Genomic DNA, 24,217 nt, shown 5'->3' on the forward strand with positions numbered 1-24,217 from the left:
AGATGTGCAGATTGTTTGTTCAATGTACTAATTTCAGTATTCAAATATGTTGCCATATCAAATCACCTTCCTTCATCTGCGCATTTGCACACCTGAAATTTGCACATCTAATTTCATTCAACAAAAAAAGCCCTCTCGTTAAAACAAGACGGCTTCAATATTTTAATCAAAGAGTGATTATATAGTTTTACCTGCAATTGCATCCTTAACTAAATCGTTAGGGACAATTTGCTCTTTGAATGAATAAGCACCAGTTTTAGGTGATTTATTCATGGTGATCACTTTTGAATATTCTTTGCCTTTACCTGCTACTTTCAGCGTTGCAACTACTTTCTTTGCCATGTTGTTTAATTATTGATTTAGTGAATTATTGAGTTGGCCATATCAAATTAAAACTTAATGAGCCAATCAATTCGGTCAACTAATTATTTAATCTCTTTGTGAACGGTTACTTTCCTCAAAACAGGGTTGAATTTTTTCAACTCTAATCTTTCAGTTGTATTTTTTTTGTTCTTAGTGGTGATATAGCGAGACATGCCTGGCATACCGCTTGTTTTGTGTTCGGTGCACTCTAAAATCACCTGAACCCTGTTGCCTTTTTTTGCCATTTTCTTTTTATGTTGTACGTGTCACCTCACGGCTTACGTAATTTTTCAATTTTATTATACTGCTAAACTTGAAAGCTAACTACTAAATGTAGCCTTTTTTAACAAATTTATTGATGCAGGCGGTAATACCGTTTTTGCTGATAGTTTTTACAGCAGAAGTAGATACCTTTAAGGTAATCCATTTATCTTCTTCAGGAATATAAAACTTTTTAAGTTTCAAGTTAGGATGAAACCTGCGTTTTGTTTTAACGTTTGAGTTTGAAACGTTGTTACCTACGATAGATCCTTTTCCTGTTAGATCACAAATTCTTGACATGACAAATATTTTTAATTATCAACCCTTTATCCAAAAAGAGTTTGCAAATATCAGACTTTTAAATCAAATATTCAACAGTGATTTGAAAAATTTTCAAAAAAGATTTACAGCAGTGCCAGGCGCTTATCTATTTAGCTGATAACAGGTTATTTTTACCTGTGCTTACTGTTGTCTGAACCCAGATCCTGTAATTTGATCAATTAACAGAATGCTAAATAAATTCGATGAATTCTTTTAGTTTCATCAAATCGGGTTCACACAAAATCGGCAAACAATTTTAATCAACGATTACAGAGCGTTGCTTCGGCCCGGGCTCCTTACCGTGTCTCCGCTCCGGGGGGCCGCACGCAATGGGTTCAATGATGTGGTTAAGAGGCCGTTTTTACATCCCAATTTATCGGGCTTTTAAAATCAATTACTTACGAATTAAGTAACAACTCTGCTACTTCCTCGCCTACCAAACTCCCCATCGCCACGCCCATGCCATTGCATCTCACAGCACAAAAAATATTAGGCTGCACTTGTTTTACTATCGGGCTGATGTCCTGCCCGAAACCCATGATGCCGCTCCACCAATAATCAATCTCAACATTTTGGCCGGGGAGAATCACCTGGTTCAGATAGTTTATCAATTGCTGTTTAACTTCATCGGTATGGCCAAAATCCCAGGTTTCTTCCGCTTTATAATTGAGGTTACGGCCGCCGCCAAACAATACCCGCCCATCAATATTGCGGAAGTAGTAATAACCCTGGTTAAAATGATAAGTGCCTTTAAGTTTTAACCCTGGAACAGGCTTGGTAATCATTACCTGTCCGCGGCCGGGTACTACATCAAGCTGAGGATATAGCTGGCTTGCAAAAGCATTTGTAGCCAGGATCACTTTGCCCGCTTTAAAAATACCTTGCGAGGTACTTAGCCTGATGTGCTGATCTTCCTGCCCGATAACGGAAATGCCACAATTATTAAGTACCAATACGCCGAGTTGGTATGCTTTATATAATAGAGCACGCATCATTTTGCCGGTGTGAATCTGTCCTTCAAAAGGGTTGTATATGATATGCTTCACTTTATTGAAGCCAAAACCTGCAATTTTTTCATCGGCTACTGAATAAATGTCAGCCCGGCCTATAGCTTGTTTTAATAATTTGTTAAGGTGGTTTATTTGATCAATACACTCACGTGCATGGCTTTCCTCATGATCCATAAACAGTTCATGCCCGCCATATTGATAATAATCGATGTTAGCGTCACCCAAATTTTCCCTTAAACGTTGCAGTCCTTTCCACTTGTAAGCTACCAGGTGCATGGCCTCCGTTTCTGATGAATGATTTATTGCCTCAATTTGCTCCGAAACTGTACCAAAACAGGCAAAACCAGCGTTTTTAGTACTGGCGCCTGACGGTAAGAAGCCTCGTTCCAACACTAAAACTTTTAAGGTTGGTTGCTGTTTTTTTAACTGAAGGGCGGCGCTAAGGCCAACAAGTCCGCTGCCAATAATGATAACATCGGCATTATCAGTAAAGGCTGTACGCTCCCAGTATGAAAATGATGGCTCTAACATGTTCAAAAATAGCTATTCGGGAGGCAAAAACTTTGAGGTAACCGAATGCTTTTAAACTTTTGCTTAAAGCGGAATAGTTTTTGAACAAGCGCTGTAACGTTTGTAAGGTTTCAACCTACTTAGTTTTAACTTATATTTATCAATATCATATGAATCACATATCATTAATTATGGGATACATCGCGCCGAACTCGGCCTGGTTCCTGATGATTATTGTTGCCCTGGTAAGCTTTATTGTACAATGGCGGTTCAGGAGTAAAATTAAGCAGTATTCTGAAATTGGCTTAATGTCTGGCTTATCGGGACAGGAAGTAGCCGTGAAGATGCTGCGCGCCCATGGTATCTTTGATGTACAGGTAATTTGTGTTGAAGGACAGCTTACCGATCATTATAACCCCGAAACGAAAACAGTTAACCTGAGTACCGATGTTTTTTACAGCCGCAGTATCGCCGCTGCCGCTGTCGCCGCACATGAATGCGGCCATGCTGTGCAACATGCCGAAGCTTATGGCTGGCTAAGTTTCCGTTCGGCTATGGTGCCCGTTATCAACGTGGCATCAACTATTACCCAGTGGACTTTGTTCATCGGCATTATGCTGTTATTCTTTTCAGGTAGCCCTTATGTTTTGGCAGTTGGTGTTGCCGCGCTTGCACTGGTTACATTTTTTAGCTTTATAACCCTGCCGGTTGAGTTTGATGCAAGTCGCCGGGCGTTAGCCTGGTTGGATAACAATTATGCTGTAGTACAAACCGGACAAGAACATGAAATGGCAAAAGATGCCCTCTGGTGGGCTGCCATGACCTATGTAGTTGCCGCGTTGAGCGCTTTGGCTACGCTGGTTTACTATGCTTCGTTTTTGTTTAACAGGAGGAATTAAGATTAGAGGCAGGAGGCAAGAAATCAAGAGTTAAAGAAGGAAGAACGAAATCAAGAAGCAAAAAGGCCCTAATCGACAATTCGGTTAGGGCTTTCTCTTTTTAAGTTTTCTTTTCTTGTTTCTTGAATCTTGACTTCCTGTCTCTACTTCATGTTTCGTTCATTTAACAGGCCGAAACTTAATGTAATGTTCATGTTACACGGGTAGGTTTGGGTAAAATCATATATCATGAAAAAAATAGCAAGTGTATTTATGGTGCTTTTGATAGTGTCAGTAGCATCCGTTAAAACCTATGCACAAATCAGTATAGGTGTTTCTGTAAATATAGCACCGCCTGTATTGCCAACCTATACCCAGCCGCCCTGCCCTGTTGACGGGTATTTATGGACACCCGGTTATTGGGCTTATGACCAGGATGGCGGATATTACTGGGTTCCGGGTGTATGGGTAAGCCCACCCAGGGTGGGATATTTGTGGACGCCGGGTTACTGGGGCTACGACGGTGCTGTTTATGTTTACCATGAGGGTTATTGGGGCCACCATATCGGGTTTTACGGCGGGGTTAATTATGGCTATGGTTATGTTGGAACCGGTTATGTTGGCGGGCGCTGGGCCGGCAACTCATTTCAGTACAATACCGCTGTTGTGAATGTTAATAACACGGTTGTGCATAATACCTATGTCAACAAAACTGTTATCAATAACAATGTTACCGTTAATAATAACAGTTTTAACGGACCGGGTGGTGTGACCGCAAAACCACAGCCGCAAGAGCAGGCTGCCGAAAAGGAAAGTCACATACAGCCTACGGCTGATCAGATTACCCACCGGCAGGTTGCGGTAAAAGACCCAAGCCAATTTGCAAAAAATAATAACGGGCATCCGGCAACCGCTGCGATGAACAAGGTCAACGGAAGCCGTTTTACCCTTGAAGGAAACCGGGCGCAACCATCATCAAGAGCAAATGCCGGGGATGGCCAGGCGCATAAAGCTAATGCTGCTCCATCTGCTGATAATGCTACTAACAGCCACGCTCCTGCCAGAAGGGCAAATGTTGCCGCTACAAATAATGCTGGTGCAAGACCCGCCGGGCAGCATAGTAACAGGGCTCCCCGCAGGCAAGCTTTGGCTCCGCGCGAAGAAAGACCGCATAGGGAAAGACAACGATAGCCCCAATCTTAATACTCATATATAAAGAAACGGCCTAACTGAATCATCAATTAGGCCGTTATATTTTTTAAGTGTCTTTCTTGTTTCTTGAATCTTGCCGTCTTGACTCTCAATTCAACCTGTATGGCGCTATCAGATAAAACTCCGGGATTTGTACATTGAAGTTGGCGTTATCCAACAGGCGGATCATGTGGTATTCGCCTTTCATGTTGCCCATGTCGGTTTTAAGGTTACAGCCTGATACATACTCATGGGTATGGCCCGGCTCAATAACAGGCTGCTGGCCTACTACACCTTCGCCTTCCACTTCGCGCTTTGCACCGTTTGAGTCAAATATATACCAGTGACGGCTCATCAACCTGATGGCGTAGTTGGTCATGTTTTCGATGCTTACCTTGTAGGCAAACATAAAATGATCGTTTGCCGGGTTTGAATACTCCGGCTGATATATGGTTTCGATGGAAACCTTAACACCCTCAGTTATAGTGGTAACCATGTGACAAGTATCGTTTATTTCAAATATATGGAAAGGGAGCAAATATTAAGCCATTTCGATGGCATATTTTTCTTCGATCTCGGCCAATATCTGGTCAACTGCTTCAAGGTCAGGGGCAGTAACAAAACGCATCCTGAACTCTTTGAAATGATCTATACCTTTAAAATAATTAGAGTAATGCCTGCGCATCTCAAAAATGCCCGTTTTAGGGCCTTTCCACTCTAGTGATTTGTATAAATGGGCACGGCAAGCTGCCACACGTTCGGCAATTGTTGGCTTATCCAGGTATTCGCCGGTTTTAAAATAATGCTTTATTTCGCGGAAAATCCATGGATAACCAATCGCCGCACGACCGATCATCATGCCGTCAACCTCATATTCCATGCGCCAAGCGGCTGCTTTTTCGGGCGAATCGATGTCGCCATTGCCGAAAATGGGGATTTTTATCCGCGGATTTTTTTTGATATCCCTGATCAACGACCAATCGGCTTCGCCTTTATACATCTGCGAGCGGGTACGGCCGTGTATAGTAAGTGCCTTGATCCCCACATCCTGCAGGCGTTCGGCAACTTCGTAAACATTTTTAGTGTTATCGTCCCAGCCCAGGCGGGTTTTTACGGTTACCGGTAAATGTGTGGCCTCAACAACCGCTTTGGTCATGGCTACCATTTTATCAATATCCTGTAAAAGGCTTGCGCCGGCACCGCGGCAGGCCACCTGTTTTACCGGGCAGCCATAATTAATATCCATTAAATCGGGATTGGCCAGCGTAGCTATTTCGGTAGCTTCGCGCATGTGGTCAATATCACTGCCGAAGATCTGGATGCCGATAGGCCTTTCGTATTCAAAAATATCCAGCTTTTGCCTGCTTTTTGCCGCATCGCGGATAAGGCCTTCGCTTGAAATAAACTCTGTATACATCATATCCGCGCCGTTTTGCTTGCACACATAACGGAAGGGCGGATCACTCACATCTTCCATCGGCGCCAGCAGCAGCGGGAACTCCCCTAAATCAATATTTCCTATTTGTACAGACATCCTTATCTTTAGCCTGCAAAAATACGAATTTTACATCGAATGATAAAAGCCTCATATCAAAGCCCTCAGCCACAGGGAAGTCAAATAACGCCGTTTTTACAATTTATAATACTGATTGCGCTAACTATAGGGATGCTGATTGTGTGCGGTTTAATAGCTGCCGGGATTATCGGGGTAATATTCGGATCACAAACACTTACGGATACATTTACTTTTAATACCCGAAATCCGCATGTTGGTGCCGCTTTATGGACGTTGCAAATCATCAGTACTACGTTGCCCTTATATCTTGCCCCTGTAATTTTTGCGCGCTTTATAGTAAGGGAACCTGTAGATTATTTGAAGATTACCCCCAAATTTCCACCGGTGCTGTTATTGCTGATCCTCTCTATCATGATCTGTTCATCCCCGGTTATGGAGGTATTAGTAAATGTTAACCAGAAACTGGTTTTGCCGGCCCCATTAAAAAGTTTGGAAGATGCGTTGCGCGCAATGGAGGCCCAGGCCCAAAAAGCCACCGAAGCCATGCTTCAAATGAAGACCATATCCGACATGCTTTTTGCGGTTTTAGTAGTTGGGTTGTTAACTGCCATTGCCGAAGAGTTTTTATTCAGGGGGTGTTTGCAAACCATCATGATCCGGTGGACAGGAAATCCGCATGCAGCTATCTGGATCACGGCTATCCTTTTCAGTGCTTTTCATATGGAGTTTTTTACCTTTTTACCGCGTGTGGCGCTGGGCGTGTTTTTTGGCTATTTTGTAATGTGGAGCGGCAGTATCTGGACAAGTGTTTGGGCGCATTTTTTAAATAATGCCACCCAGGTTGTGATCCTGTATCTGTATTCGCAAAAGCGCATTACGCTTGATCCTAACGATCAGCACGTTTTTAATTACCAGAGCTATGCATTAAGCCTGATAATTATTTTAATTTTGCTTTTTATGTACAGAAATACTGCTAAAGGAAAAAGCCCGCTGTTGAGTTAAATGGAAAAAAACTGGGTCAAAATTTTTACTTCAACTAATTTTTACCAATCAGAAATTGTTAAGCAAATGCTTACCGGGAATCATATTGATACCGTTTTGCTGAATAAACAGGATTCATCGCACCGGAGCTTTGGCGAAATAGAAGTTTACATTCACCAGGAGGATTTTAGTAAGGCTATTGAGATCATGATCCTCAATCAAATTAATATATGAAACAACGCGCCATCACTGGCTTATTTTTTATTATCGTAATGATCGGGTCTAATTTGTTAGGCCCGTATGTATTTAGTGTTTTTTACCTGTTATTGAGCCTGTTTTGCTTGCTGGAGTTTTACAAGCTGGTTAAACAGGGCGGTATGCAGCCCGAGCGTTTTACTGGGGCACTTGCCGGCGTAATCATGTTCTTCTTTTTTGCGGCTAACTGCTATTTCTCGGCATATAAATATATTATCCTGCTGCCCATACTGCTTAGCTTTATTCCGATAGGCGAGTTATATAAAAAATCTACCGCGCCATTCACTAATATTGGCTTCACTTATTTGGGTTTGCTGATGGCTGTTGTGCCGTTCATGTTTTTCCATGCCATGGCTTTTACGCGGGGAGATGGTGTTTTTAACTTTCACGTGCCGCTTGGCTTTTTAATTATGCTGTGGAGCAATGATACCGGGGCTTACCTGGTGGGCAGCAAATTTGGCCGTAACAAGTTGTTTGAAAGACATTCGCCTAAAAAATCATGGGAAGGCTTTATCGGGGGCATCCTGATCTGCGCTTTGGCGGCATATATTTTGAGCCGTTTTTATACAGAATACAATTGTTTCGACTGGATCATTATGTCGCTTATCATCTCAAACTTTGGTACCATGGGTGATCTGGTTGAATCCATGTTCAAGCGCAGCCTTAACGTAAAAGATTCGGGGGGCATATTACCAGGCCATGGCGGCCTGCTCGACAGGTTTGACGGCTTGCTGATGGCCGCGCCAATTGTATATGCATACCTGTACTTAATTTCAAATTAGTAGTTTTGTATTAAACACAATAAATAATGACCATACATAAAGAAGGCTATACCTCACTCGCTATTACTATCCTGTTCATTTTTGTTTTAAATGCGCTCATCCAGTTTTACATGCCAACTGCGCATACGCTGAAATGGATAGTTTATATTTTTTCGGGTGCTTTATTTTTGATCATCCTGCAGTTTTTCCGCAGTCCATTCTTTGATATTGAAACCGCCGAAAATACTATCCTTTGCCCTGCCGATGGCAAGGTTGTAGTGATTGAAGAAACTGAAGAAACCGAATTTTTAAAAGATAAACGTATTCAATTATCGGTTTTCATGTCGCCGGTTAATGTGCACGTGAACCGTAACCCTATTGCAGGTGTGGTAAGTTATTTTAAATACCATAAAGGTAAATACCTGGTGGCCTGGCATCCTAAATCATCAACCGAGAACGAACGTACAACTATAGCTATTGAAAACAGCAAAGGTGTAACTGTATTGTTCAGACAGATAGCCGGTGCACTGGCCCGCCGCATAGTTTGGTATGTTAAACAAGGGGATATTGTTGAGCAGGGCCAACAGTTCGGTTTTATTAAGTTTGGCTCGAGAGTGGATGTTTTCCTGCCGCTGGGTACTAAGATCCTGGTAAATATTGGCGATGTAGTAAAAGGCGGTCGTACGGTTTTGGCTGAGCTGGTTGATCCGGAGCCGGTAAAAGAAGCTGCAAAGCCTGATGCAATTGTTGTTCCTGAGCCGCCTGCAGCTCCAGTTGAGCCAGCCGTTTTGGTAGAGGAAACACCTACCATGAACAGTATTACTCCTGCTCCGTCACTGGTGGTTGATCATCCTGAGACAGCTGAAAATCCGGCAGTGGAAGAAAGCGCCGCAGAGAAACCTGTTAAGAAAAAAACAGCATCAAAAGCTAAAAAAGTTGATAGTGGTGATGCGGCAAAGGAAGCGGATAGCGAATAATTAGCGTACGTTTTATATAAAGAAAGGCAGATGGGGAACTCATCTGCTTTTTTTGTGCTTTTTCGAAAAGCTATTTAAATGCGTCATTGCGAGGTAAGAAGTAATCCTCTATTAGTATAGCGGCTATGCAAATTCGCTCTGTAAAGTTGGGGATTGCTTCGCAATGACGTGGTTTTTATGGCTGTTGCACTGTCGCAGGTTTAGTGGCGGCGTAATCTGTGATTCGATATCGTTGAAACCGAAAGCTTAAGCCATGGTTCACCACGGGTTACAAACCCGCGGTAGTTTACTTTGATAGCTTGCCTTTGCCTTCGTATTTGAAAATCAACAGATTAAGAGGACCGTTTTTCAAAAACCATCACATGGCAAAAGGCCTTACCGAAATTATTTCAGAAAGGCCTTTTAATCTTTTATATACCGCTAAGCGGTTGGGTAAATTAAACGCGTTTTGATTTGATACGAGCTGCTTTACCAGTAAGGGCACGCAGGTAGTATAGTTTAGAACGACGAACTTTACCAACGCTGTTAACTTCGATCTTGTCGATGTTTGGAGAGTTAACAGGGAAGATACGCTCAACGCCAATGCCATTTGATACTTTACGCACAGTAAAAGTTTCGCTTACACCAACGCTGTTACGCTGAATAACAACACCTTGGTAAACCTGAACGCGTTCTTTATTTCCTTCTCTGATTTTATAGTGAACACTTACAGTATCACCAGCTTTGAAGGATGGAAGCTGCTTTTTTTCTACTGATTGCTCTTCAACAAATTTTACTAAATCCATGATTTTAAGCTCTTAATGCGATTTTTAGCCCGTAAAAATCGGATTGCAAGTATAGGGATTATTTTCAATAAAAGAAAGCCAAATTTAAAAATTTCCACATTTAGTTTTTTTATTAACAACGCGTTGTGGTTTTTTCCGGTATTAACTGAATTTTTAATCCAGTATTTCAAATATTGAAAGTTATAAAGCGCAGATATAGTCAAAATATTTACTTAAAGTTTTTACCTTGACTATTTATCAGACTTCTCATGCGCCAATCAATTCATCCAGTTTCCCAAGCCACAATAATTGCTAAATGGTTGTTTTTTATTAACCTCGTTCCTGCCCTTTTAGCCGGCGTTGTTACAATTCTTACATTTACCAACCTTGTTTTAAGCCGTTTTAAAAGTATTTACGATTGGGTTCTTATCGCTTTGTTATTGCTTGGACTGATGGCTCAATATATTTACTATCAGCAGATGACGAATACTGATCATGTCATTAACCCGTCGGGGTGGAAATACTCGATAATTATCAACATATTTTTTATAATAGGACATTTGGCAAACTTTATTAGAAATCCTTCATTGGTAATACTGATGGTTGTTTACCCTGCCATTTTTCTTGCTATTAGCATCAAGGGATTAAAATTGATAAGACATTCCGAGGCTTCATCCATTTCGTAATGCTCAGATAGGTTTTTATTTTTTGATGGCTTCCGGCACCGGCTTCTTCTCCGTGAAATAAGCAATTAGTGTATATACCAGTCCAATCAAAAGCAGGTTAAATACAAAATTAATGAGCGTATCACTCACCGAATGCGAGCGTTTATCGATATCAATAAACGTAAAAACAGCATAAGCAAGTGCAATGATCAATATGATCCAGCCAATGATGGATACAGGCAGGTAGACGATCCCTTTGCGGGTAAACCAGTTTAATTTCATGATGATTAGTTTTTGATGGAGATGTTTTCTGTCATGGCGAAATTGATGAACGCGAACACGATGGCAAGGCTGATGAGGATCAATACAATGTTCCACAGTTTTAACCTGATACTGATATTGAGCTCTTTTATTTTGCGCCTGTCGGGATCTATTGGCCGAACCTGTACATGAATAATGGAAAGCAGGTTGATAACTATGCAAACAACAGGCAGGATGAATAATACCAACGGGCCGATATAATCGATATAGGGCACCTGTTCCAGCTGTACCATCACGCTGAACATGGAACTAAACCAGTTTGCATTAATGTGGAAGTGATAATACATGAATACGCACAGCAAAAAGTAGCAGGGCACTATCACCAGCCATAATCCCAGGGCTGCCGAACGCCCGGCGTTCATGATGGCCATTTTCACCATGTCCTGGTGTTGGGATGGGTTTACATCGGGTACTTTTAAATTTTCCATTCGCTTTAAAAATTCTTCTTGATCTTTCATGTTAATTACCCTTATAATGCATTAATTGGTTTTGGTTGCAGTGCTTAAAGCATGTTTCTTAATTTCTCCAGCCCGCGCGAAAGCAACGATTTTACCGTGCCTTCATTTTTATCCAGGATCTCGCTGATCTCGGTATTTGTTTTCTGTTCAAAATATCTTAAGGAAATAACTTCCTGGTATTTAATATCAAGCTTAAGCAGGTTTTGACGGATCTGGTTGTAATCATTGTAAGCTTTCAGTTCCTGCTCCATCATCTCGCGCTCGTTGCCGGCATGGTCATGCAGCAGCTTTTCCATCTGCGGGTTTTCCAGCAGTTGCTGTAACGATTCCGGTTTGTATTTACTGCTGCGGTAATACTGATTAAGCTCATTGGTGGCAATGCGGTAAAGCCATGACGACAGGCCTATCCCCCTCCATTTAAATGAACCTATCTTCAAAAAAGCTTTTAGGAAAGTTTCGGCTGCGATATCCCTTGCCAGGTCATAATCCCCACAGCGACGCATAATGTAGCCGAATACCGGTTTATACCAACGGTCGAACACCTGCCCGAAAGCAGTCGGGCTGGTTCGGCATTGTTCAATAAGCTGGGCTTCGGTGTGGTTAGGGTTCATAGCTGCAACGCCATTATAATGCAGTGAGCATTATTTGGTTGCAATCTAATTTAAGGAAAAACACAGTGTTAATATAACCGCTATGTTTTAACAAAGCGTTGAATTTTGAATAATTATATCCGGAGATAGGCTATAAATTGGTATCATTGATACATGCCATATCATATGCGTTTTAATGTAAAGCAAAACCCCTATTTCCTGTTTTCACCGTTCCTTGTTTATTACGTTTATCGTGTATTGAAATTTAAATATCCTGTGTTGTATGGCGATGAGCCCAGGTACGTAGGTTTTGCATCTAACTTAATTCATGGTTTTTATTCGCCCCCCGCGCCTGATATCAATTTATGGAGTGGCCCGGGTTATCCTATTGTACTTATGCCTTGTGCCGCGTTGCATTTGCCGGTTATTTGGTATCCCTTATTAAACGCGCTTTTCTTTTATCTGTCGGTAGTGTTTTTTTATCAGGCCCTGCGGTATATGGTCAAGGAAAAACTGGCGATGCTATTTGCCGTTATATGGGCATTTTATATTAATCTTTACCAGTTTTTACCCGCTATTTATACTGAAGTTTTTACTTCATTTTTAATAGTAAGTATTGTATACAGCGTCACCTTGTATTTTGTGAAGCATAAAACAATATACCTTGTACTTTCAGGTTTTCTGATTGGTTTCCTGGCCTTAACCAAAATCATTTTCGGTTATGTAATATTGCTTTGTTTGATTATCTGTTTGCTGTTAAGTATCATAAAGGCGATAAGAATATCTTGTATTAATGCGGTATATATCTTCGCTATAGCCTTGCTTACTACAGTGCCCTATCTTTCCTATACCCAACACCTTACCGGAAAGATTTTTTACTGGGGAAATTCCGGAGGGATGAGTTTGTACTGGATGAGTTCGCCTTATGATTTGGAATATGGCGACTGGAAGGCTCCCTATCTGTCTAACTCCATACTCCCGATGCCGTTTAAATCAACCGAAGGCGATTCGCTGCTGCAAGCAAATCATGCCAAAGAAATATCTTTTATCATGGCGCATCAAGGTGTTGAGCAGGATGAGCTTTTTAAAAAAGCGGCAATCAGGAATATTAAATCCGCACCTAAAAAATTTGTAAAAAATTACTTCTACAACATCTCGCGAATGCTTTTTGATTTTCCTTATTCATATACCTACCAGGTTACTCAAACAATAAGCAACATTATTACAGGATCCTTGCTTTTGTGGGCTTCCGTTATTTGTTTAGTCATAAGTGTAATTAACCGAAAGCAGATCATCTATCCGGTTAAACTAACAATGCTGCTTTTTACGGTTTACTTTTTGCTTAGCGGCTTTGCAAGTGCTTACGTGAGGCAATTGGATGTTGTGGTGCCGATACTGCTTTTTTGGATAGCCTGTACTATTGATAAACTTCCAAAAATGAGCCTTAAGTTTAAAGAAACGGCTGTTTAATCTTTATCCAAAAGATCCGGCCGTCGTGCTTTCGTACGCTCTAATGCCTGCTCGTGGCGCCATTTTTCTATTTCGGGTGTGTTGCCTCCTAAAAGTATTTCGGGGACCTTGTGGCCGTTCCAGTCGGCCGGACGGGTATAAACAGGGGCATCCAGCAGGTCATCCTGGAATGAATCAGATAATGCGGATGTTTCATCACTCAACACGCCGGGGATTAGCCTTACTACGGCATCAACCAGTACGGCGGCGGGCAGTTCGCCGCCCGAAAGTACATAATCGCCTATCGAGATCTCACGGGTTACATAAATGTCGCGGATGCGTTGATCGATACCTTTATAATGACCGCAAAGGATAATGATGTTTTTTTTGATGGAAAGCTGGTTAGCGATAGCCTGATTGAGGGTTTCGCCATCGGGCGACATGAAGATGATCTCGTCATAATCACGCTCTGATTTTAGTTTTTCAATACATGCCGCAAAAGGCGGAATGGTCATCACCATACCGCTGCCGCCACCGTAAGGATAATCATCCACGCTTTTTTGCTTGTTGGTGGCATAATCCCTCAGGTTATGAACAACAATTTCAGAAATCCCCTTTTTCTGCGCACGCTGCAAAATGGAATGTGCAAAAGGGCTTTCAAGCAAACCAGGCAATACAGAAATGATATCGAAACGCATATTTCTTCAGACTCAGGATAAAAGAATCAGGATGCAAGATTACTGAAAAATGTCCTCTCTCCGAAATTGTCTTGATTCCTGAGTCTTGCAGTCTTGCTTCTATGAGTTATCCTCTATGCTGATAAATTCCCCATAAATTACCCGCCGGATCAGTAAAATGTGCGGTAATTTCCGGAAAATCCTTACCAATGGGTTGAACAATGATACCCCCATTGGCCTCTATCAGTTTAAGTGTTGCTTCTGCATCATCAACCATAATGGAGATCAATAACCCAGCTTTGCCCATCGGTTCGCGGCCAGTTACCCACATGCCGCTTACTTCGCCTACGCCGTCATCAAACGAGGCGGAGCCGTGATTATCCGTACGGATATGCCAGCCGAAAACAGTTGCAAAAATTTTGACGATATCTTGATATCGATGGCTGGGATTTCGATATAGCATATTTTGCCGTTGCCGCAGGTGGGTTGCTTTGCCATAATGGTGCTTTTTATCTTGTCTCTTGATTCTTGTTGCTTGCTTCTATATCAACTATATCACCTTCTCAATCATCCACCGGTGCCCGAAAGGGTCAATAAAGTCACCCTGGCGGTAACCATAGTCCCAATCTGTTACTTCCGAAGCTATTGTTGCGCCTGCCTGCCTCGCAGCTTCCATCACAGCATGCACATCATCAACAAAAAGACCGATGGTTACAGTGGTAGCCTTTGTAGTATCGGGGCAAAGCACAGCCGTTCGTTCGGTTTCCTCATGTAAATGAAAAATGGTGCCGTCTATCGAAAGCTCCGATACATGGATGCTGCCATCATCATTGCTAAAACGCCTGAGTTCTACCGCGCCCAAAGCTTTAATGTAAAAGCTGATATCGGTTACACCATGCGGAATGGCTAACTGCGGTGCGAAGCTTGGTTTTGTTGCCATGGTTATATTGGTTTAATTAATCCTCGTCGTCTAACGAAAAAATGTCCTCAACAGGTTTGCCAAATACACGGGCTATTTTAAGGGCCAGCACAGTTGATGGCACGTACCTGTTGCTTTCGATGGTATTGATAGTTTGCCGCGATACCCCGATAAGCTCTGCAAGCTCGGCCTGGGTTATGTTTTTGATGGCCCGCTCAACCCTAATGTTATTTTTCATGCCTGCCCCTCTTCCTTGTTGATGAGACGGTTGTTCTGAAAAATCTTCCACCTGAAACGCACAATGAAAAATACAAGCGGTACCAATAAATTTAAAAACAAAATATGTTCGGTGTCTTTACTTAATATTAAACTCACCACCAAAAGTATATAATTTACATAAATAGCCCATTGCAATGAGTCGAGCCTGAGTTTAAAGATCTGTTCATCTTCAATGCGTTCTTTGGCGAAGGCGACAAAGAACAGGCCTATAGCCATGAGCAGTGTGGTAGTCATGAAAAAGATATGATGGCTGTTAAACAGGTCGTCGCTTACCGGTTCTTCATGCATGCTAAAGCCCATCTCTTTTTTAAACATTACGATGGGGATATGGATCAGGAAAAGCACAAGCCCAAGGTACCTGAACCAGTGCGGGAATAGAAAACGTGATTTCATGATTGTAAAATTTGCTCGAAACACAGGATGGCTGTATTCTGAATTTTTCTTATTGAATCAACTATAGTTTAATTTGATTCTTTTGCGAGGTTTCTATTTAATAAAAAAACCTTCCATCTAAACCGGATGACAAAGAATATCAAAGGAGTAATGACATTGTAGGCTACAATTTCAAGAAATTTAAAGCCATGTATCAAAACGACTAAAATCAGAAAAAGACAATAATTTACATATATCGCCCATTGTAATGAGTCCAATCGCAGCTGTGAAATATGCTCATCTTCATCTTTTTCTTTGGAGAAAGCTATAAGCAATAATCCGATGATAACGATGATAATATTAAAATCGTTTGTGATATTCATCCAGATATTGGGGACATCTCCTGTTTGGGCGAAGCCCTGGGGATAAAAAAATTTTAAAGCAACGGCTTTTAAAATATCTATGACAAAACACAAGTAACCAATTAATCGACAATAGTGCGGAAATAAAAAACGTGATTTCATAATTGTAAAGTTTGGCTGACCAAAAGTAAAGTAAACTTTACAAAAGTCAAATATATTTGACAAATATTTTTTTTAAAATCCCGGTAAATGAAAAATGCCCGTGAGTACACGGGCATGGGGGAAATCTTATTTCTTTATTCTAAAAGTCTTGAATCTCAAACTTAGCCTTCCAGATAAATATCCAACAAGCCTTCGGGCAGGTCAATGTAAATCTCACCGCCTTCAACATCAATACCTTTAATGATCTCTAAATTTAGCGGAAAAAGTACTTCCTTATTTTTGTACTGAACTGTGGCTATTAATTGCTGCGGATATTCCTGCACCGATAATATTTCGCCCAGTTCACCGTGGGTTTCATCTATAGCGATAAAGCCTTCCACGTCATTCAGGGTAAATTCGCTCTTTTTCTTTTTTGGCTTTAGCTTACCGGGCAGGTAGATATCCCTCTTTACCAGGGTTGATGCTTTTTCAATGGTATCAACATCTTCCAGGTTTAAGTAGGCGTTGTTTTTTTGCAGGTACTTTATTGATGATACAAAATAAGGGATCATTTTCCCTGCAATATCAATAAACACCGCGTTAAATTTAATGGCTTCAATGCCATCAAAATCAACGTAAATCTGTAGCTCGCCTTTTAAGCCTTTGGTTTTTAGTACGCTGCCTATCCTGAAATGATCTTCAGTTTTCATTTAAAATATAATTAAACAATAATGGCGAAGCTGTTTGCCTCGCCATTATCCGGATTTAAGAAATCAAACGTATAGATGTACGCTTAATCAATAAATTATTCTGCGCTTTCAGCTTCTTCATTTGCTGCATCTTCTGCAGGAGCTTCTTCTTCGGCAACAGGAGCGTTTTTAGCAGCAATAGCAGCAGCTTTTTCTTCGCTCTTCTTAGCTTCAGCAGCTAAAGCGGCTTTACGGGCTTCGTCTTTAGCAACATTAAGGCTGGTTTTTTTACCGGTGATTTTGCTGTCTTTCTGGTCAAGCCACTCAGCAAATTTAGTTTCAAGTTGCTCTTCGGTTAAAGCACCTTTTTTAACACCACCTTGTAAGTGTTTTTTGTACAGCACGCCTTTGTATGAAAGGATAGCACGACAAGTATCGGTAGGCTGGGCACCGTTGTTAACCCAATCTAAAGTTTTGTCGAAATTGATGTCAATAGTTGCGGGGTTGGTGTTTGGGTTGTATGAACCTAAACGCTCAATGAAGCGTCCATCACGTGGAGCGCGTGAGTCTGCTACTACGATATAATAAAAAGGTTTGCCTTTTTTACCGTGTCTTTGTAGTCTGATCTTAGTTGCCATTGTAAATTTTTATGTATTCAACATTATCCCCGGAGTTCTTTCTGCGGGGATGCAAAGGTATTAATTTTTATCGTAATTAAAAATGGTTGATAATTAATTATTTATGGTTGAAGTGAATGGCTGATTGGGTTGACTGGTGAATGGTTGTTTTTGCAGGGCATGATTTGGTTTATTTAGCTGTTTTTTAAACTTAACATTGCAATAATTTAAAAAAATCGGAACTTACCCGCCATGAGCATCAACAGAAAAATACGGATAGCAATTGATATGGATGAAGTTATTGCCGATACCATTGGCAAATTCATCAATATGTATAAAGAAAGGCATGGTGAAGAAATAAGCCTGGGCAATATGGAGGGTAAGGAGTTTAGGGAGATCCTGCCGCCGCACTTAAGCGAAACCCTAAGGGTTTATATTAATGAACGGGGTTTTTTCAGGGATATCCCGGTGATGCCCGATGCACAGGAAGTAGTGAAGGCCCTGCACGAAAAGTACGATGTGTACATAGCATCGGCCGCTATGGAGTTCAAGTACTCACTGGAGGATAAGCAGGAATGGCTGGAAGAACATTTTCCATTTATTTCGTGGACAAACATTATTTTTTGCGGGCACAAGATTTTAGATGTAGATATCATGATAGATGACCGGATCAAAAACTTCGCCACCTTTAATGGCCGGAAGATCCTGTATACCTCACCGCATAACATGCTGCTTACCGACTATGAGCGGGTAAATACCTGGAAGGAAGTTGCAGCGAAATTATTGTAGTTGTTTGTTTATCATGTAAATAGCCATATCTTTAAGTATTCACAGCTTTTTTATATGTTTAACCCAAACCCGGCTGCAACCGGAAATTGTACAATTGTTTTTGATATCGATGAACAGAAATACCTGTTTGTAAGTGAAAGCTTTTACAGCCTTTTTGAAGTAGGCGCTGATCACCTTCGTCAAAATGTTGATTTTTTGATTGGACTGGTAAAAGGTGAAACGTTTGCCGGTGTAAAGCAACTTACTGAAGGGCTTGCTATGAACGAGTCAATCCAAATGACCTATCACCTGGAGGCGGGCCGAAAGCAGCTAACCGAAAAACGGACGCTTGCCATTGATGGCCTTACCGGCCATAAAATCATATTAAGTAATATAACTTCTGCCCTCGATGGTGTTCGTATTCCGATCCCGTTTAGCAAGCCGGGTCTGAGCGAACAGTTTCTCAATTCGCTTATTGATTCGCAAACAAATTTCCTGGTAAGGATAGATATTAATGGCAAATTTAGCTTTGCTAACCGCCGGTTTTTTAAAACCTTCGGTTATGATGAGGCTGACATAATAGGTCATCATTTTTCAAAAACGACCATTCCGCAGGATGCGCAGCTGTGCCAGGACGCTTTTGTGGAATGTATTAATAATCCCGGCAAGATCGTCAGGCTCGCTCACAAAAAGCCTGCTAAAAATGGGAACCTGCATGATACCGAATGGGAGTTTGTATCCATCGCCGACGATAACGGAATGGTAGTTGAAATACAGGGCATAGGCAGGGACATTACATCTCAAATGCAAATGCGGGAAGAGGCTTTGCATATGAAAGACAGCCTTGAAGCATTGATCAATAATACCCGTGACCATATCTGGTCGGTTGATAAAGAGTTGCGTTATTTGTACATGAACCAGGCCTATGTTGAGCAGGTGACTCATTTAACGGGCCAAAAACCTTTTAAAGGTGAATACTCCTATAAACATAAGGGCTTTAGCAAGCAATTAATTGACGATTGGACTATTTACTATAACCGTGCTTTAAGCGGAGAACGGTATGATATTATCAGTGAAAGCATCGATCCGGTAAATGGACAGCGTTTGTATTATGAAGTTAATTTTAATCCTATTTACACCGCTGCAGGCGATATAATAGGTGCAGGTTGTTTTGGTCATGATATTACCGAAAGGCTCAAAATACAGAAAGAACTCGTGAGTCAGAACGATCGTTTAAGAAATGTTGCTTCTTTAAGCTCGCACGAGTTGCGCCGGCCTGTGGCAAGTATGCTTGGGCTTATCAGCTTAATGGACCATGAAGATTTCTTTAACCCCGAAAATAGGGAGATCATAGCGCACCTGTTTACCGTGAGTGCCGAAATTGATACAGCGATAAGGCTTGTTGTTGACAGCACCATTGCCAAATAAAACAGCCCCGGCTTGATTAAGGCGGGGCTGTTTTTATTTATCGTTTTAGCTTAAATTACATAGAGAGCATTTCAACCAGTTTAATCATGTTTGGATCAATGCCCTGGTGGTGTTTAATAGCATGCTCAAACGGGGTATAAGCAATTTCACCATTGATGAGGCCTATCATTTCGTTGCGATGCCCATCTCTCAAGGCTTCAACTGCAGCAGCGCCGACACGGCTTGCCAATACCCTGTCCATACAGCTTGGTGCTCCGCCGCGTTGTATGTGACCTAAAATAGAGATCCGGGTATCATAATTAGGGAACTTTTCCTGCACTAACCTGCCCACTTCAAACGCGCCGCCCGCATCTTCACCCTCGGCAACAATTACTATACGCGATGTTTTATCTTTACGGCCAAATTCAAGGCGGTTTAACAAACCTTCGAGCCCGGTTTTGCTTTCGGGGATCAGGATAGCCTCGGCACCGGTAGCAATACCGGTACGTAAAGCGATAAGGCCCGAGTCGCGGCCCATTACTTCAACAATAAATAAACGGTCGTGCGATTCGGCGGTATCCCTGATCTTGTCAACGGCGTCAACAACAGTGTTAATGGCGGTATCGTAACCAATAGTAAAATCGGTGCCCACAAGGTCATTGTCAATTGTACCAGGTAAGCCAACCACCGGAATATCATACTCGCTGCCAAAAACTTTAGCGCCGGTAAAAGTACCATCGCCGCCAATGGCTACCAATGCGTCAACTTTATTTTTTACCAGGTGCTCATATGCTGCCTTACGACCTTCGGATGTTCTGAATTCATCACACCTTGCAGTTTTAAGGATTGTGCCACCACGCTGGATAATGTTTGAAACGGATTTACGGTTCATGGTAAAAAAGTCACCTTTGCCCATACCGTCGTAACCACGGCGGATCCCCGTGACTTCAATTCCGTAATACATGGCGGCACGTACCACCGCCCTTATGGCAGCATTCATTCCGGGTGCATCACCACCCGAAGTAAAAACGCCGATATTTTTGATCTGAGTCATTTTTTTGTTTCGGTTATAAACAGGCTAACCTATTCATAACTAATTAGGGTTGTAAATATTGTTCATTATTCAAACGCCACGCCTAACCAATAAAACGCGGAATTTGAATTTTGCGCGAATTTACACTTATTTTTTGAACCCGATCCCTATTTTTTGTAAGCAGCTACGCCACTGTCTAAAAATTTAAGATAACTGGCAATGTCATAATTTGCCGGCGATGTCGGTATTTCTGCACCCGATGCATCTTTAAGTAAGTTGCCATCACTATCAAGCATTACGTATAATGGCTGCGAATTTGAATTGAAGCGTTGCGCCTCCAGGTTGCTCCATTTACCGCCAAGTGTAGTGATCTTTTTACCGCTGTAATCTGATACAAAGTGTTCCGCCGCAGGCAATTCTGCTTTGTCATCAACTACCAGCTGCAGTAGCACAAAATCATTTTTAATGCGGCTAAACACGTGCGGATCTGACCATACGTTGGCTTCCATTTTACGGCAGTTAACACAGTTAAAGCCAGTAAAGTCAATGAGTATCGGTTTATGCAGGGCCTTTGATACCTGTAAAGCTTGATCGTAATCATACCATGCATCCAACCCTTTGGTTTTGATGCGGGTATAGTTGGCAGCATACTTGCGTTCGCCAATGCTCGCGGGTATGGCCGCTGATGGACTTGCTGCTGATGAGCCTGAACCATCCGGAATATTTGAAAGGTTGAAATCCTGAGTGGCTTCGGGAGGTAAAAACGCGCTAATAGATTTTAAAGGCGCACCCCACAAGCCCGGTATCATATAAATAACAAAAGCAAACACAATAATAGCCAGGAACGTGCGCGGAGTAGTAAGGAATTTTACATCGCTATCATGCGAAAACTTGATCTTGCCAATCAGGTAGAGCCCGATCAGTAAGCCAATTGCTATCCACAGCGATAAAAATATTTCCCTGTCAAACCAGTTCCAGTGGTAGGCCAGGTCTACATTGGATAAAAACTTCAAAGCAAACGCCAGTTCAAGGAAGCCCAATACAACTTTAACGCTGTTAAGCCATCCGCCCGATTTCGGAAGCGTTTTTAGTGCTGAAGGGAATAAAGCGAATATGGTAAAAGGCAGTGCTAAAGCCAGAGAAAAGCCGAACATACCCATTGCCGGGCCAAGGCGATCACCTTTTGAGGCTGCATCAACCAGCAAGGTTCCTATAATAGGGCCTGTACAAGAAAACGAAACAACAACCAATGTTGAAGCCATAAAGAAGATACCTGCAAGGCCGCCTTTATCAGAATTTGCATCCAGCTTATTAGCCAGCGAACTTGGTAGTGTGATTTCAAATGCGCCCAAAAAGGAAATACCAAATACAATGAGCAGCAAAAAGAAGAAAATATTAAATATACCGTTCGTTGCCAGTTCGTTTAGTGCATCCGAGCCAAATATGATGGAGATCAGCAAGCCCAGTGTAACATAAATTACAATGATTGATACCCCATAAATGAGCGATTGCATAACAGCTTTGCTTTTGCTGCCGCTTTTTTTGGTAAAAAAGCTTACTGTTAAAGGCAGTAAAGGATAAATACAAGGCAAAATTACCGCGGTAAAGCCACCCAGTAAACCTTCAATAAAGATTTGCCAAAGTGATTTTGGTTTTTCTGCTGTTTTTGAAGCAGCTGCGGGCGTCTTTGATGTTTTTGCGGCTTCTGCCTTTTTTACCGAATCGGCTTGCTTTTTCCTGATAGCTATGCTATCTGCTGCGGTAGGAATATCTGTAAATGTGACATCCGCTGCTGATACCGAAGTATCGGCTGCTTTTTTTTGCACAGCATGAGCCGGGTTTGCTCCGGCTATATTAAGAACAATCAGGGTAATTAATGTGATAAGCCCGGCGCGCAGGTAAGCACCTTTATTTAATAATTTCATGACTACTTTTAAGGTGTGCTGAATTATTTACCTAAAGGGATAGTGAAATCAACATCTTCTGGTGGCAGGCATTTCATATCGTTACAGGTCATGTAGGTCAGTTTGCCGGTAACTGCTGTTGCTTTGGGTGATTTTAAACTGATTTTTTGGCTAAAAACAACTTCCTTTTCAAAGTAGCTAACATTCATGCTGAATGCTTTTTCATACTTGGTTATCGGGGTAGGTTCGGTAGTTTTACCAATAGCAGCATATAATTTTGATGGGGTAAAGTCAAATGAGGTTTTGATGGGGCCGCCATCTTTTACGGTTTGTGAGTAAATGTGCCAGCCGCTTTGTATCGTTGCTTTTAAAAATACTACAGCTTCTTTGTCATTTACCTTTTTTGCCGCGTATGACCACCTCACCGGCGATTCGATCTGAGCGTAAGCGCCAACGCTGATGATAAGCGCGGTTACCAATACCAATAGTTTCTTCATTTGTGCTTTACTTTATTATTTATTTAAAAATTTCAATTCTTTAAGGTTAAACTCTAATTGCTGTCCGTTAGTATCTTCAATAACCAGCAAGCCATTAGGCAGTACATTTTTTACAATGCCATTGAACTGCCCGCTGTTTGACTCAAAACTTTTAACCTCGTTTAACCAGTACAGTCGGCTTAAGTAACTATTCCTTACAAAATCAATTTGTCCGGCCTTCAGTTTCAGGTAGTATACTTCAAGCTTGTTGCAAATTTCCGATAATAACAGTGTTAAATCATAATCCTTTTGTAAGATTTGCTTTACAGAGGTGGCGTTTGAGGCGCCGGGCGGAAAATTTTCCTGGTTTATATTTAAACCAATGCCAATAACCGAGTCTTTGAGCTGCCCGCCCTGTATAGTATTTTCGATGAGTATGCCACCCAGTTTCCTGTCGGCATAGTAAATGTCATTAGGCCATTTAATTTTTAGCTCATCACCTAATAATAGATGCAGGGCATCATACACCCCTAAACTTACCGCACGGTTCAAATCAAACTGGGCATCAACGGGTAAAAAATGGGGCTTTAATAAAATACTAAAAGTAAGGTTTTTTCCGGGTTCGCTATGCCAGGTATTTTGTTGCTGGCCCCGGCCGGCGTATTGCTCTTCTGCCATAATGACCGTACCTTCGGGTACTGGCTTGGAATTTGACAGTAGATTTTTAAGAAAACTATTTGTTGAGTCAACTTGTTTAATTGTTACTAAATTTTGACCAACAAATAATCCTGAAAATATGTTATTTTGCAAAGTGTAATAATTTTATACTCAAAAACGTTCAAAACTAATTCTTTTTGATGGTAAAAAACAAAGTGTTAAGTGAATCTGCCTATATTTCAGAGTTGGCAATACATGGTATCCAGGAAAAAAAAGGCAATGATATTATTAGGTTAGACCTTCGTAATATATTCAGTTCGGTATCAGATTATTTCGTGATCTGTCATGCTGATTCGTCGACACAGGTAAAAGCTATAGCAAATAGCATTGAGGATGAAATTTTCAAAGCCACCCAAACCGAGCCCTGGCGCAAAGAGGGTTTTGAGTATGGCGAGTGGATACTGCTTGATTATGTGGATGTTGTGATCCACGTGTTCAGGACCGATAAACGTGAGTTTTATGGAGTGGAAGATTTGTGGGGCGATGCAGATATTAAATATTATAAAAGTGCATAAACATCCGTCACAAAAAGGCTCAACGCATAGTCTTACTGTTACCGCGTAAAATTTAAATTATAGATTGTAA

The 24,217-nt window shown here is 41.5% G+C and carries 32 protein-coding genes and 1 pseudogene; 11 read left to right on the forward strand and 22 right to left on the reverse strand.

Features of this window, described 5'->3' with window-relative positions; genetic code table 11:
* Positions 1-177: 177 nt before the first annotated feature.
* The 4 genes from ACP26M_RS23050 to ACP26M_RS23065 all read right to left on the reverse strand — a co-directional run bounded on the left by ACP26M_RS23050 (position 178) and on the right by ACP26M_RS23065 (position 2,486).
* The gene (locus ACP26M_RS23050; protein WP_090532298.1) at positions 178-342 is read right to left on the reverse strand and encodes a DUF4295 domain-containing protein; all 165 of its coding nucleotides are present in this window, start codon (positions 340-342) and stop codon (positions 178-180) included.
* A gap of 83 nt (positions 343-425) precedes the next feature.
* Positions 426-608, reverse strand: a complete 183-nt coding sequence (gene rpmG / locus ACP26M_RS23055) for a 50S ribosomal protein L33 (RefSeq protein WP_022830075.1) — start codon at positions 606-608, stop codon at positions 426-428.
* Between the two features lie 82 nt (positions 609-690).
* Positions 691-924 (reverse strand): 50S ribosomal protein L28, encoded by a 234-nt coding sequence (rpmB, locus tag ACP26M_RS23060; protein WP_022830076.1) that lies wholly within the window; start codon positions 922-924, stop codon positions 691-693.
* 419 nt (positions 925-1,343) lie between these two features.
* Positions 1,344-2,486, reverse strand: coding sequence for an NAD(P)/FAD-dependent oxidoreductase (locus ACP26M_RS23065; RefSeq protein WP_426583640.1), 1,143 nt, complete (start codon positions 2,484-2,486; stop codon positions 1,344-1,346).
* A gap of 149 nt (positions 2,487-2,635) precedes the next feature.
* Between ACP26M_RS23065 and ACP26M_RS23070 the strand changes: the two genes are divergently transcribed.
* Positions 2,636-3,364 (forward strand): zinc metallopeptidase, encoded by a 729-nt coding sequence (locus ACP26M_RS23070; protein ID WP_090532294.1) that lies wholly within the window; start codon positions 2,636-2,638, stop codon positions 3,362-3,364.
* Between the two features lie 228 nt (positions 3,365-3,592).
* Positions 3,593-4,534 carry a YXWGXW repeat-containing protein gene (locus ACP26M_RS23075; protein ID WP_426583642.1) on the forward strand — a complete coding sequence of 314 codons (942 nt, stop codon included), beginning with the start codon at positions 3,593-3,595 and terminating at the stop codon, positions 4,532-4,534.
* A gap of 109 nt (positions 4,535-4,643) precedes the next feature.
* Here the strand turns inward: ACP26M_RS23075 and apaG are convergent, their stop codons facing one another.
* Complete coding sequence (gene apaG, locus ACP26M_RS23080) at positions 4,644-5,030, reverse strand: Co2+/Mg2+ efflux protein ApaG (protein ID WP_090532292.1); 387 nt, start codon at positions 5,028-5,030, stop codon at positions 4,644-4,646.
* Positions 5,031-5,075: 45 nt separating this feature from the next.
* Positions 5,076-6,068: a tRNA dihydrouridine synthase DusB gene (dusB, locus tag ACP26M_RS23085; protein ID WP_426583645.1), complete on the reverse strand. Its 993-nt coding sequence runs from the start codon at positions 6,066-6,068 to the stop codon at positions 5,076-5,078.
* 39 nt (positions 6,069-6,107) lie between these two features.
* On the opposite strand from dusB, the gene ACP26M_RS23090 reads away from it, so the two are divergent.
* The 4 genes and pseudogenes from ACP26M_RS23090 to ACP26M_RS23105 form a co-directional block, all read left to right on the forward strand.
* Complete coding sequence (locus tag ACP26M_RS23090; protein ID WP_090532289.1) at positions 6,108-7,052, forward strand: CPBP family intramembrane glutamic endopeptidase; 945 nt, start codon at positions 6,108-6,110, stop codon at positions 7,050-7,052.
* Positions 7,053-7,265, forward strand: coding sequence for a DUF2007 domain-containing protein (locus tag ACP26M_RS23095; protein ID WP_090532286.1), 213 nt, complete (start codon positions 7,053-7,055; stop codon positions 7,263-7,265).
* The gene (locus tag ACP26M_RS23100) at positions 7,262-8,068 is read left to right on the forward strand and encodes a phosphatidate cytidylyltransferase (protein WP_188833633.1); all 807 of its coding nucleotides are present in this window, start codon (positions 7,262-7,264) and stop codon (positions 8,066-8,068) included. Before ACP26M_RS23095 ends, ACP26M_RS23100 begins: the two co-directional genes overlap by 4 nt.
* A 26-nt stretch (positions 8,069-8,094) precedes the next feature.
* Positions 8,095-8,748, forward strand: a pseudogene (locus ACP26M_RS23105) (phosphatidylserine decarboxylase family protein); the annotation flags it as partial.
* Positions 8,749-9,461: 713 nt separating this feature from the next.
* Here ACP26M_RS23105 and rplS read toward each other — a convergent pair.
* Positions 9,462-9,809, reverse strand: coding sequence for a 50S ribosomal protein L19 (gene rplS / locus ACP26M_RS23110; RefSeq protein ID WP_090532282.1), 348 nt, complete (start codon positions 9,807-9,809; stop codon positions 9,462-9,464).
* A 248-nt stretch (positions 9,810-10,057) separates the two neighbouring features.
* Here rplS and ACP26M_RS23115 point away from each other — a divergent pair, with 248 nt between their 5' ends.
* Positions 10,058-10,474 carry a hypothetical protein gene (locus tag ACP26M_RS23115; protein ID WP_090532277.1) on the forward strand — a complete coding sequence of 139 codons (417 nt, stop codon included), beginning with the start codon at positions 10,058-10,060 and terminating at the stop codon, positions 10,472-10,474.
* Positions 10,475-10,489: 15 nt separating this feature from the next.
* On the opposite strand, the gene ACP26M_RS23120 is transcribed toward ACP26M_RS23115, so the two are convergent.
* From ACP26M_RS23120 to ACP26M_RS23130, 3 genes are read right to left on the reverse strand one after another with little or no spacing between them, the layout of a single operon-like run.
* Positions 10,490-10,735 (reverse strand): hypothetical protein, encoded by a 246-nt coding sequence (locus tag ACP26M_RS23120; RefSeq protein WP_090532274.1) that lies wholly within the window; start codon positions 10,733-10,735, stop codon positions 10,490-10,492.
* Between the two features lie 5 nt (positions 10,736-10,740).
* On the reverse strand, positions 10,741-11,232 hold the full coding sequence (locus ACP26M_RS23125; protein WP_139160026.1) for a hypothetical protein: 492 nt from the start codon (positions 11,230-11,232) through the stop codon (positions 10,741-10,743).
* 44 nt (positions 11,233-11,276) lie between these two features.
* Positions 11,277-11,843: an RNA polymerase sigma factor gene (locus ACP26M_RS23130; protein WP_090532270.1), complete on the reverse strand. Its 567-nt coding sequence runs from the start codon at positions 11,841-11,843 to the stop codon at positions 11,277-11,279.
* A 153-nt stretch (positions 11,844-11,996) separates the two neighbouring features.
* Between ACP26M_RS23130 and ACP26M_RS23135 the strand changes: the two genes are divergently transcribed.
* Positions 11,997-13,292 carry an ArnT family glycosyltransferase gene (locus ACP26M_RS23135; RefSeq protein ID WP_426583649.1) on the forward strand — a complete coding sequence of 432 codons (1,296 nt, stop codon included), beginning with the start codon at positions 11,997-11,999 and terminating at the stop codon, positions 13,290-13,292.
* On the opposite strand, the gene trmD is transcribed toward ACP26M_RS23135, so the two are convergent.
* The 8 genes from trmD to ACP26M_RS23175 form a co-directional block, all read right to left on the reverse strand.
* On the reverse strand, positions 13,289-13,969 hold the full coding sequence (trmD, locus tag ACP26M_RS23140; RefSeq protein ID WP_091167128.1) for a tRNA (guanosine(37)-N1)-methyltransferase TrmD: 681 nt from the start codon (positions 13,967-13,969) through the stop codon (positions 13,289-13,291). The two genes, ACP26M_RS23135 and trmD, sit on opposite strands and share 4 nt — an antisense overlap.
* 106 nt (positions 13,970-14,075) lie before the next feature.
* Positions 14,076-14,411 (reverse strand): VOC family protein, encoded by a 336-nt coding sequence (locus ACP26M_RS23145; RefSeq protein ID WP_426583651.1) that lies wholly within the window; start codon positions 14,409-14,411, stop codon positions 14,076-14,078.
* An 87-nt stretch (positions 14,412-14,498) separates the two neighbouring features.
* Positions 14,499-14,888 (reverse strand): VOC family protein, encoded by a 390-nt coding sequence (locus ACP26M_RS23150; protein ID WP_090532262.1) that lies wholly within the window; start codon positions 14,886-14,888, stop codon positions 14,499-14,501.
* A 16-nt stretch (positions 14,889-14,904) separates the two neighbouring features.
* Complete coding sequence (locus ACP26M_RS23155) at positions 14,905-15,105, reverse strand: helix-turn-helix transcriptional regulator (RefSeq protein ID WP_091209995.1); 201 nt, start codon at positions 15,103-15,105, stop codon at positions 14,905-14,907.
* Entirely contained in the window at positions 15,102-15,539 is a 438-nt protein-coding gene (locus tag ACP26M_RS23160; protein ID WP_426583654.1) for a hypothetical protein, read from the reverse strand. Before ACP26M_RS23160 ends, ACP26M_RS23155 begins: the two co-directional genes overlap by 4 nt.
* A 68-nt stretch (positions 15,540-15,607) precedes the next feature.
* Positions 15,608-16,042: a hypothetical protein gene (locus ACP26M_RS23165; RefSeq protein ID WP_426583656.1), complete on the reverse strand. Its 435-nt coding sequence runs from the start codon at positions 16,040-16,042 to the stop codon at positions 15,608-15,610.
* 161 nt (positions 16,043-16,203) lie between these two features.
* Entirely contained in the window at positions 16,204-16,731 is a 528-nt protein-coding gene (gene rimM, locus ACP26M_RS23170) for a ribosome maturation factor RimM (RefSeq protein ID WP_426583658.1), read from the reverse strand.
* 95 nt (positions 16,732-16,826) lie between these two features.
* On the reverse strand, positions 16,827-17,348 hold the full coding sequence (locus tag ACP26M_RS23175) for a 30S ribosomal protein S16 (RefSeq protein WP_426583660.1): 522 nt from the start codon (positions 17,346-17,348) through the stop codon (positions 16,827-16,829).
* A gap of 231 nt (positions 17,349-17,579) precedes the next feature.
* On the opposite strand from ACP26M_RS23175, the gene ACP26M_RS23180 reads away from it, so the two are divergent.
* The gene (locus ACP26M_RS23180; protein WP_426583662.1) at positions 17,580-18,116 is read left to right on the forward strand and encodes a 5' nucleotidase, NT5C type; all 537 of its coding nucleotides are present in this window, start codon (positions 17,580-17,582) and stop codon (positions 18,114-18,116) included.
* Positions 18,117-18,170: 54 nt separating this feature from the next.
* Positions 18,171-19,523 (forward strand): PAS domain S-box protein, encoded by a 1,353-nt coding sequence (locus ACP26M_RS23185; RefSeq protein WP_426583664.1) that lies wholly within the window; start codon positions 18,171-18,173, stop codon positions 19,521-19,523.
* A 55-nt stretch (positions 19,524-19,578) separates the two neighbouring features.
* Here the strand turns inward: ACP26M_RS23185 and pfkA are convergent, their stop codons facing one another.
* The 4 genes from pfkA to ACP26M_RS23205 form a co-directional block, all read right to left on the reverse strand.
* The gene (gene pfkA / locus ACP26M_RS23190) at positions 19,579-20,556 is read right to left on the reverse strand and encodes a 6-phosphofructokinase (RefSeq protein WP_426583666.1); all 978 of its coding nucleotides are present in this window, start codon (positions 20,554-20,556) and stop codon (positions 19,579-19,581) included.
* A 146-nt stretch (positions 20,557-20,702) separates the two neighbouring features.
* Positions 20,703-22,460 (reverse strand): protein-disulfide reductase DsbD family protein, encoded by a 1,758-nt coding sequence (locus tag ACP26M_RS23195; protein ID WP_426583668.1) that lies wholly within the window; start codon positions 22,458-22,460, stop codon positions 20,703-20,705.
* Between the two features lie 23 nt (positions 22,461-22,483).
* Positions 22,484-22,936: a protein-disulfide reductase DsbD domain-containing protein gene (locus ACP26M_RS23200; RefSeq protein WP_426583670.1), complete on the reverse strand. Its 453-nt coding sequence runs from the start codon at positions 22,934-22,936 to the stop codon at positions 22,484-22,486.
* Positions 22,937-22,951: 15 nt separating this feature from the next.
* Positions 22,952-23,725 carry a biotin--[acetyl-CoA-carboxylase] ligase gene (locus ACP26M_RS23205; RefSeq protein WP_426583672.1) on the reverse strand — a complete coding sequence of 258 codons (774 nt, stop codon included), beginning with the start codon at positions 23,723-23,725 and terminating at the stop codon, positions 22,952-22,954.
* Positions 23,726-23,772: 47 nt separating this feature from the next.
* Between ACP26M_RS23205 and rsfS the strand changes: the two genes are divergently transcribed.
* Entirely contained in the window at positions 23,773-24,147 is a 375-nt protein-coding gene (gene rsfS / locus ACP26M_RS23210) for a ribosome silencing factor (protein WP_090532232.1), read from the forward strand.
* Positions 24,148-24,217: the final 70 nt, after the last annotated feature.

Origin of the sequence: Mucilaginibacter sp. R-33 (assembly GCF_049949235.1) — a bacterium.
Taxonomy (GTDB): Bacteria; Bacteroidota; Bacteroidia; order Sphingobacteriales; family Sphingobacteriaceae; genus Mucilaginibacter.

Coding starts and splice junctions, on each gene's coding strand:
- ACP26M_RS23050 (WP_090532298.1), bottom strand. CDS start 342: ATGGCAAAGAAAGTAGTTGCAACGCTGAAAGTAGCAGGTAAAGGCAAA.
- rpmG (WP_022830075.1), bottom strand. CDS start 608: ATGGCAAAAAAAGGCAACAGGGTTCAGGTGATTTTAGAGTGCACCGAA.
- rpmB (WP_022830076.1), bottom strand. CDS start 924: ATGTCAAGAATTTGTGATCTAACAGGAAAAGGATCTATCGTAGGTAAC.
- ACP26M_RS23065 (WP_426583640.1), bottom strand. CDS start 2,486: ATGTTAGAGCCATCATTTTCATACTGGGAGCGTACAGCCTTTACTGAT.
- ACP26M_RS23070 (WP_090532294.1), top strand. CDS start 2,636: ATGAATCACATATCATTAATTATGGGATACATCGCGCCGAACTCGGCC.
- ACP26M_RS23075 (WP_426583642.1), top strand. CDS start 3,593: ATGAAAAAAATAGCAAGTGTATTTATGGTGCTTTTGATAGTGTCAGTA.
- apaG (WP_090532292.1), bottom strand. CDS start 5,030: ATGGTTACCACTATAACTGAGGGTGTTAAGGTTTCCATCGAAACCATA.
- dusB (WP_426583645.1), bottom strand. CDS start 6,068: ATGTCTGTACAAATAGGAAATATTGATTTAGGGGAGTTCCCGCTGCTG.
- ACP26M_RS23090 (WP_090532289.1), top strand. CDS start 6,108: ATGATAAAAGCCTCATATCAAAGCCCTCAGCCACAGGGAAGTCAAATA.
- ACP26M_RS23095 (WP_090532286.1), top strand. CDS start 7,053: ATGGAAAAAAACTGGGTCAAAATTTTTACTTCAACTAATTTTTACCAA.
- ACP26M_RS23100 (WP_188833633.1), top strand. CDS start 7,262: ATGAAACAACGCGCCATCACTGGCTTATTTTTTATTATCGTAATGATC.
- rplS (WP_090532282.1), bottom strand. CDS start 9,809: ATGGATTTAGTAAAATTTGTTGAAGAGCAATCAGTAGAAAAAAAGCAG.
- ACP26M_RS23115 (WP_090532277.1), top strand. CDS start 10,058: ATGCGCCAATCAATTCATCCAGTTTCCCAAGCCACAATAATTGCTAAA.
- ACP26M_RS23120 (WP_090532274.1), bottom strand. CDS start 10,735: ATGAAATTAAACTGGTTTACCCGCAAAGGGATCGTCTACCTGCCTGTA.
- ACP26M_RS23125 (WP_139160026.1), bottom strand. CDS start 11,232: ATGAAAGATCAAGAAGAATTTTTAAAGCGAATGGAAAATTTAAAAGTA.
- ACP26M_RS23130 (WP_090532270.1), bottom strand. CDS start 11,843: ATGAACCCTAACCACACCGAAGCCCAGCTTATTGAACAATGCCGAACC.
- ACP26M_RS23135 (WP_426583649.1), top strand. CDS start 11,997: ATGCCATATCATATGCGTTTTAATGTAAAGCAAAACCCCTATTTCCTG.
- trmD (WP_091167128.1), bottom strand. CDS start 13,969: ATGCGTTTCGATATCATTTCTGTATTGCCTGGTTTGCTTGAAAGCCCT.
- ACP26M_RS23145 (WP_426583651.1), bottom strand. CDS start 14,411: ATGCTATATCGAAATCCCAGCCATCGATATCAAGATATCGTCAAAATT.
- ACP26M_RS23150 (WP_090532262.1), bottom strand. CDS start 14,888: ATGGCAACAAAACCAAGCTTCGCACCGCAGTTAGCCATTCCGCATGGT.
- ACP26M_RS23155 (WP_091209995.1), bottom strand. CDS start 15,105: ATGAAAAATAACATTAGGGTTGAGCGGGCCATCAAAAACATAACCCAG.
- ACP26M_RS23160 (WP_426583654.1), bottom strand. CDS start 15,539: ATGAAATCACGTTTTCTATTCCCGCACTGGTTCAGGTACCTTGGGCTT.
- ACP26M_RS23165 (WP_426583656.1), bottom strand. CDS start 16,042: ATGAAATCACGTTTTTTATTTCCGCACTATTGTCGATTAATTGGTTAC.
- rimM (WP_426583658.1), bottom strand. CDS start 16,731: ATGAAAACTGAAGATCATTTCAGGATAGGCAGCGTACTAAAAACCAAA.
- ACP26M_RS23175 (WP_426583660.1), bottom strand. CDS start 17,348: ATGGCAACTAAGATCAGACTACAAAGACACGGTAAAAAAGGCAAACCT.
- ACP26M_RS23180 (WP_426583662.1), top strand. CDS start 17,580: ATGAGCATCAACAGAAAAATACGGATAGCAATTGATATGGATGAAGTT.
- ACP26M_RS23185 (WP_426583664.1), top strand. CDS start 18,171: ATGTTTAACCCAAACCCGGCTGCAACCGGAAATTGTACAATTGTTTTT.
- pfkA (WP_426583666.1), bottom strand. CDS start 20,556: ATGACTCAGATCAAAAATATCGGCGTTTTTACTTCGGGTGGTGATGCA.
- ACP26M_RS23195 (WP_426583668.1), bottom strand. CDS start 22,460: ATGAAATTATTAAATAAAGGTGCTTACCTGCGCGCCGGGCTTATCACA.
- ACP26M_RS23200 (WP_426583670.1), bottom strand. CDS start 22,936: ATGAAGAAACTATTGGTATTGGTAACCGCGCTTATCATCAGCGTTGGC.
- rsfS (WP_090532232.1), top strand. CDS start 23,773: ATGGTAAAAAACAAAGTGTTAAGTGAATCTGCCTATATTTCAGAGTTG.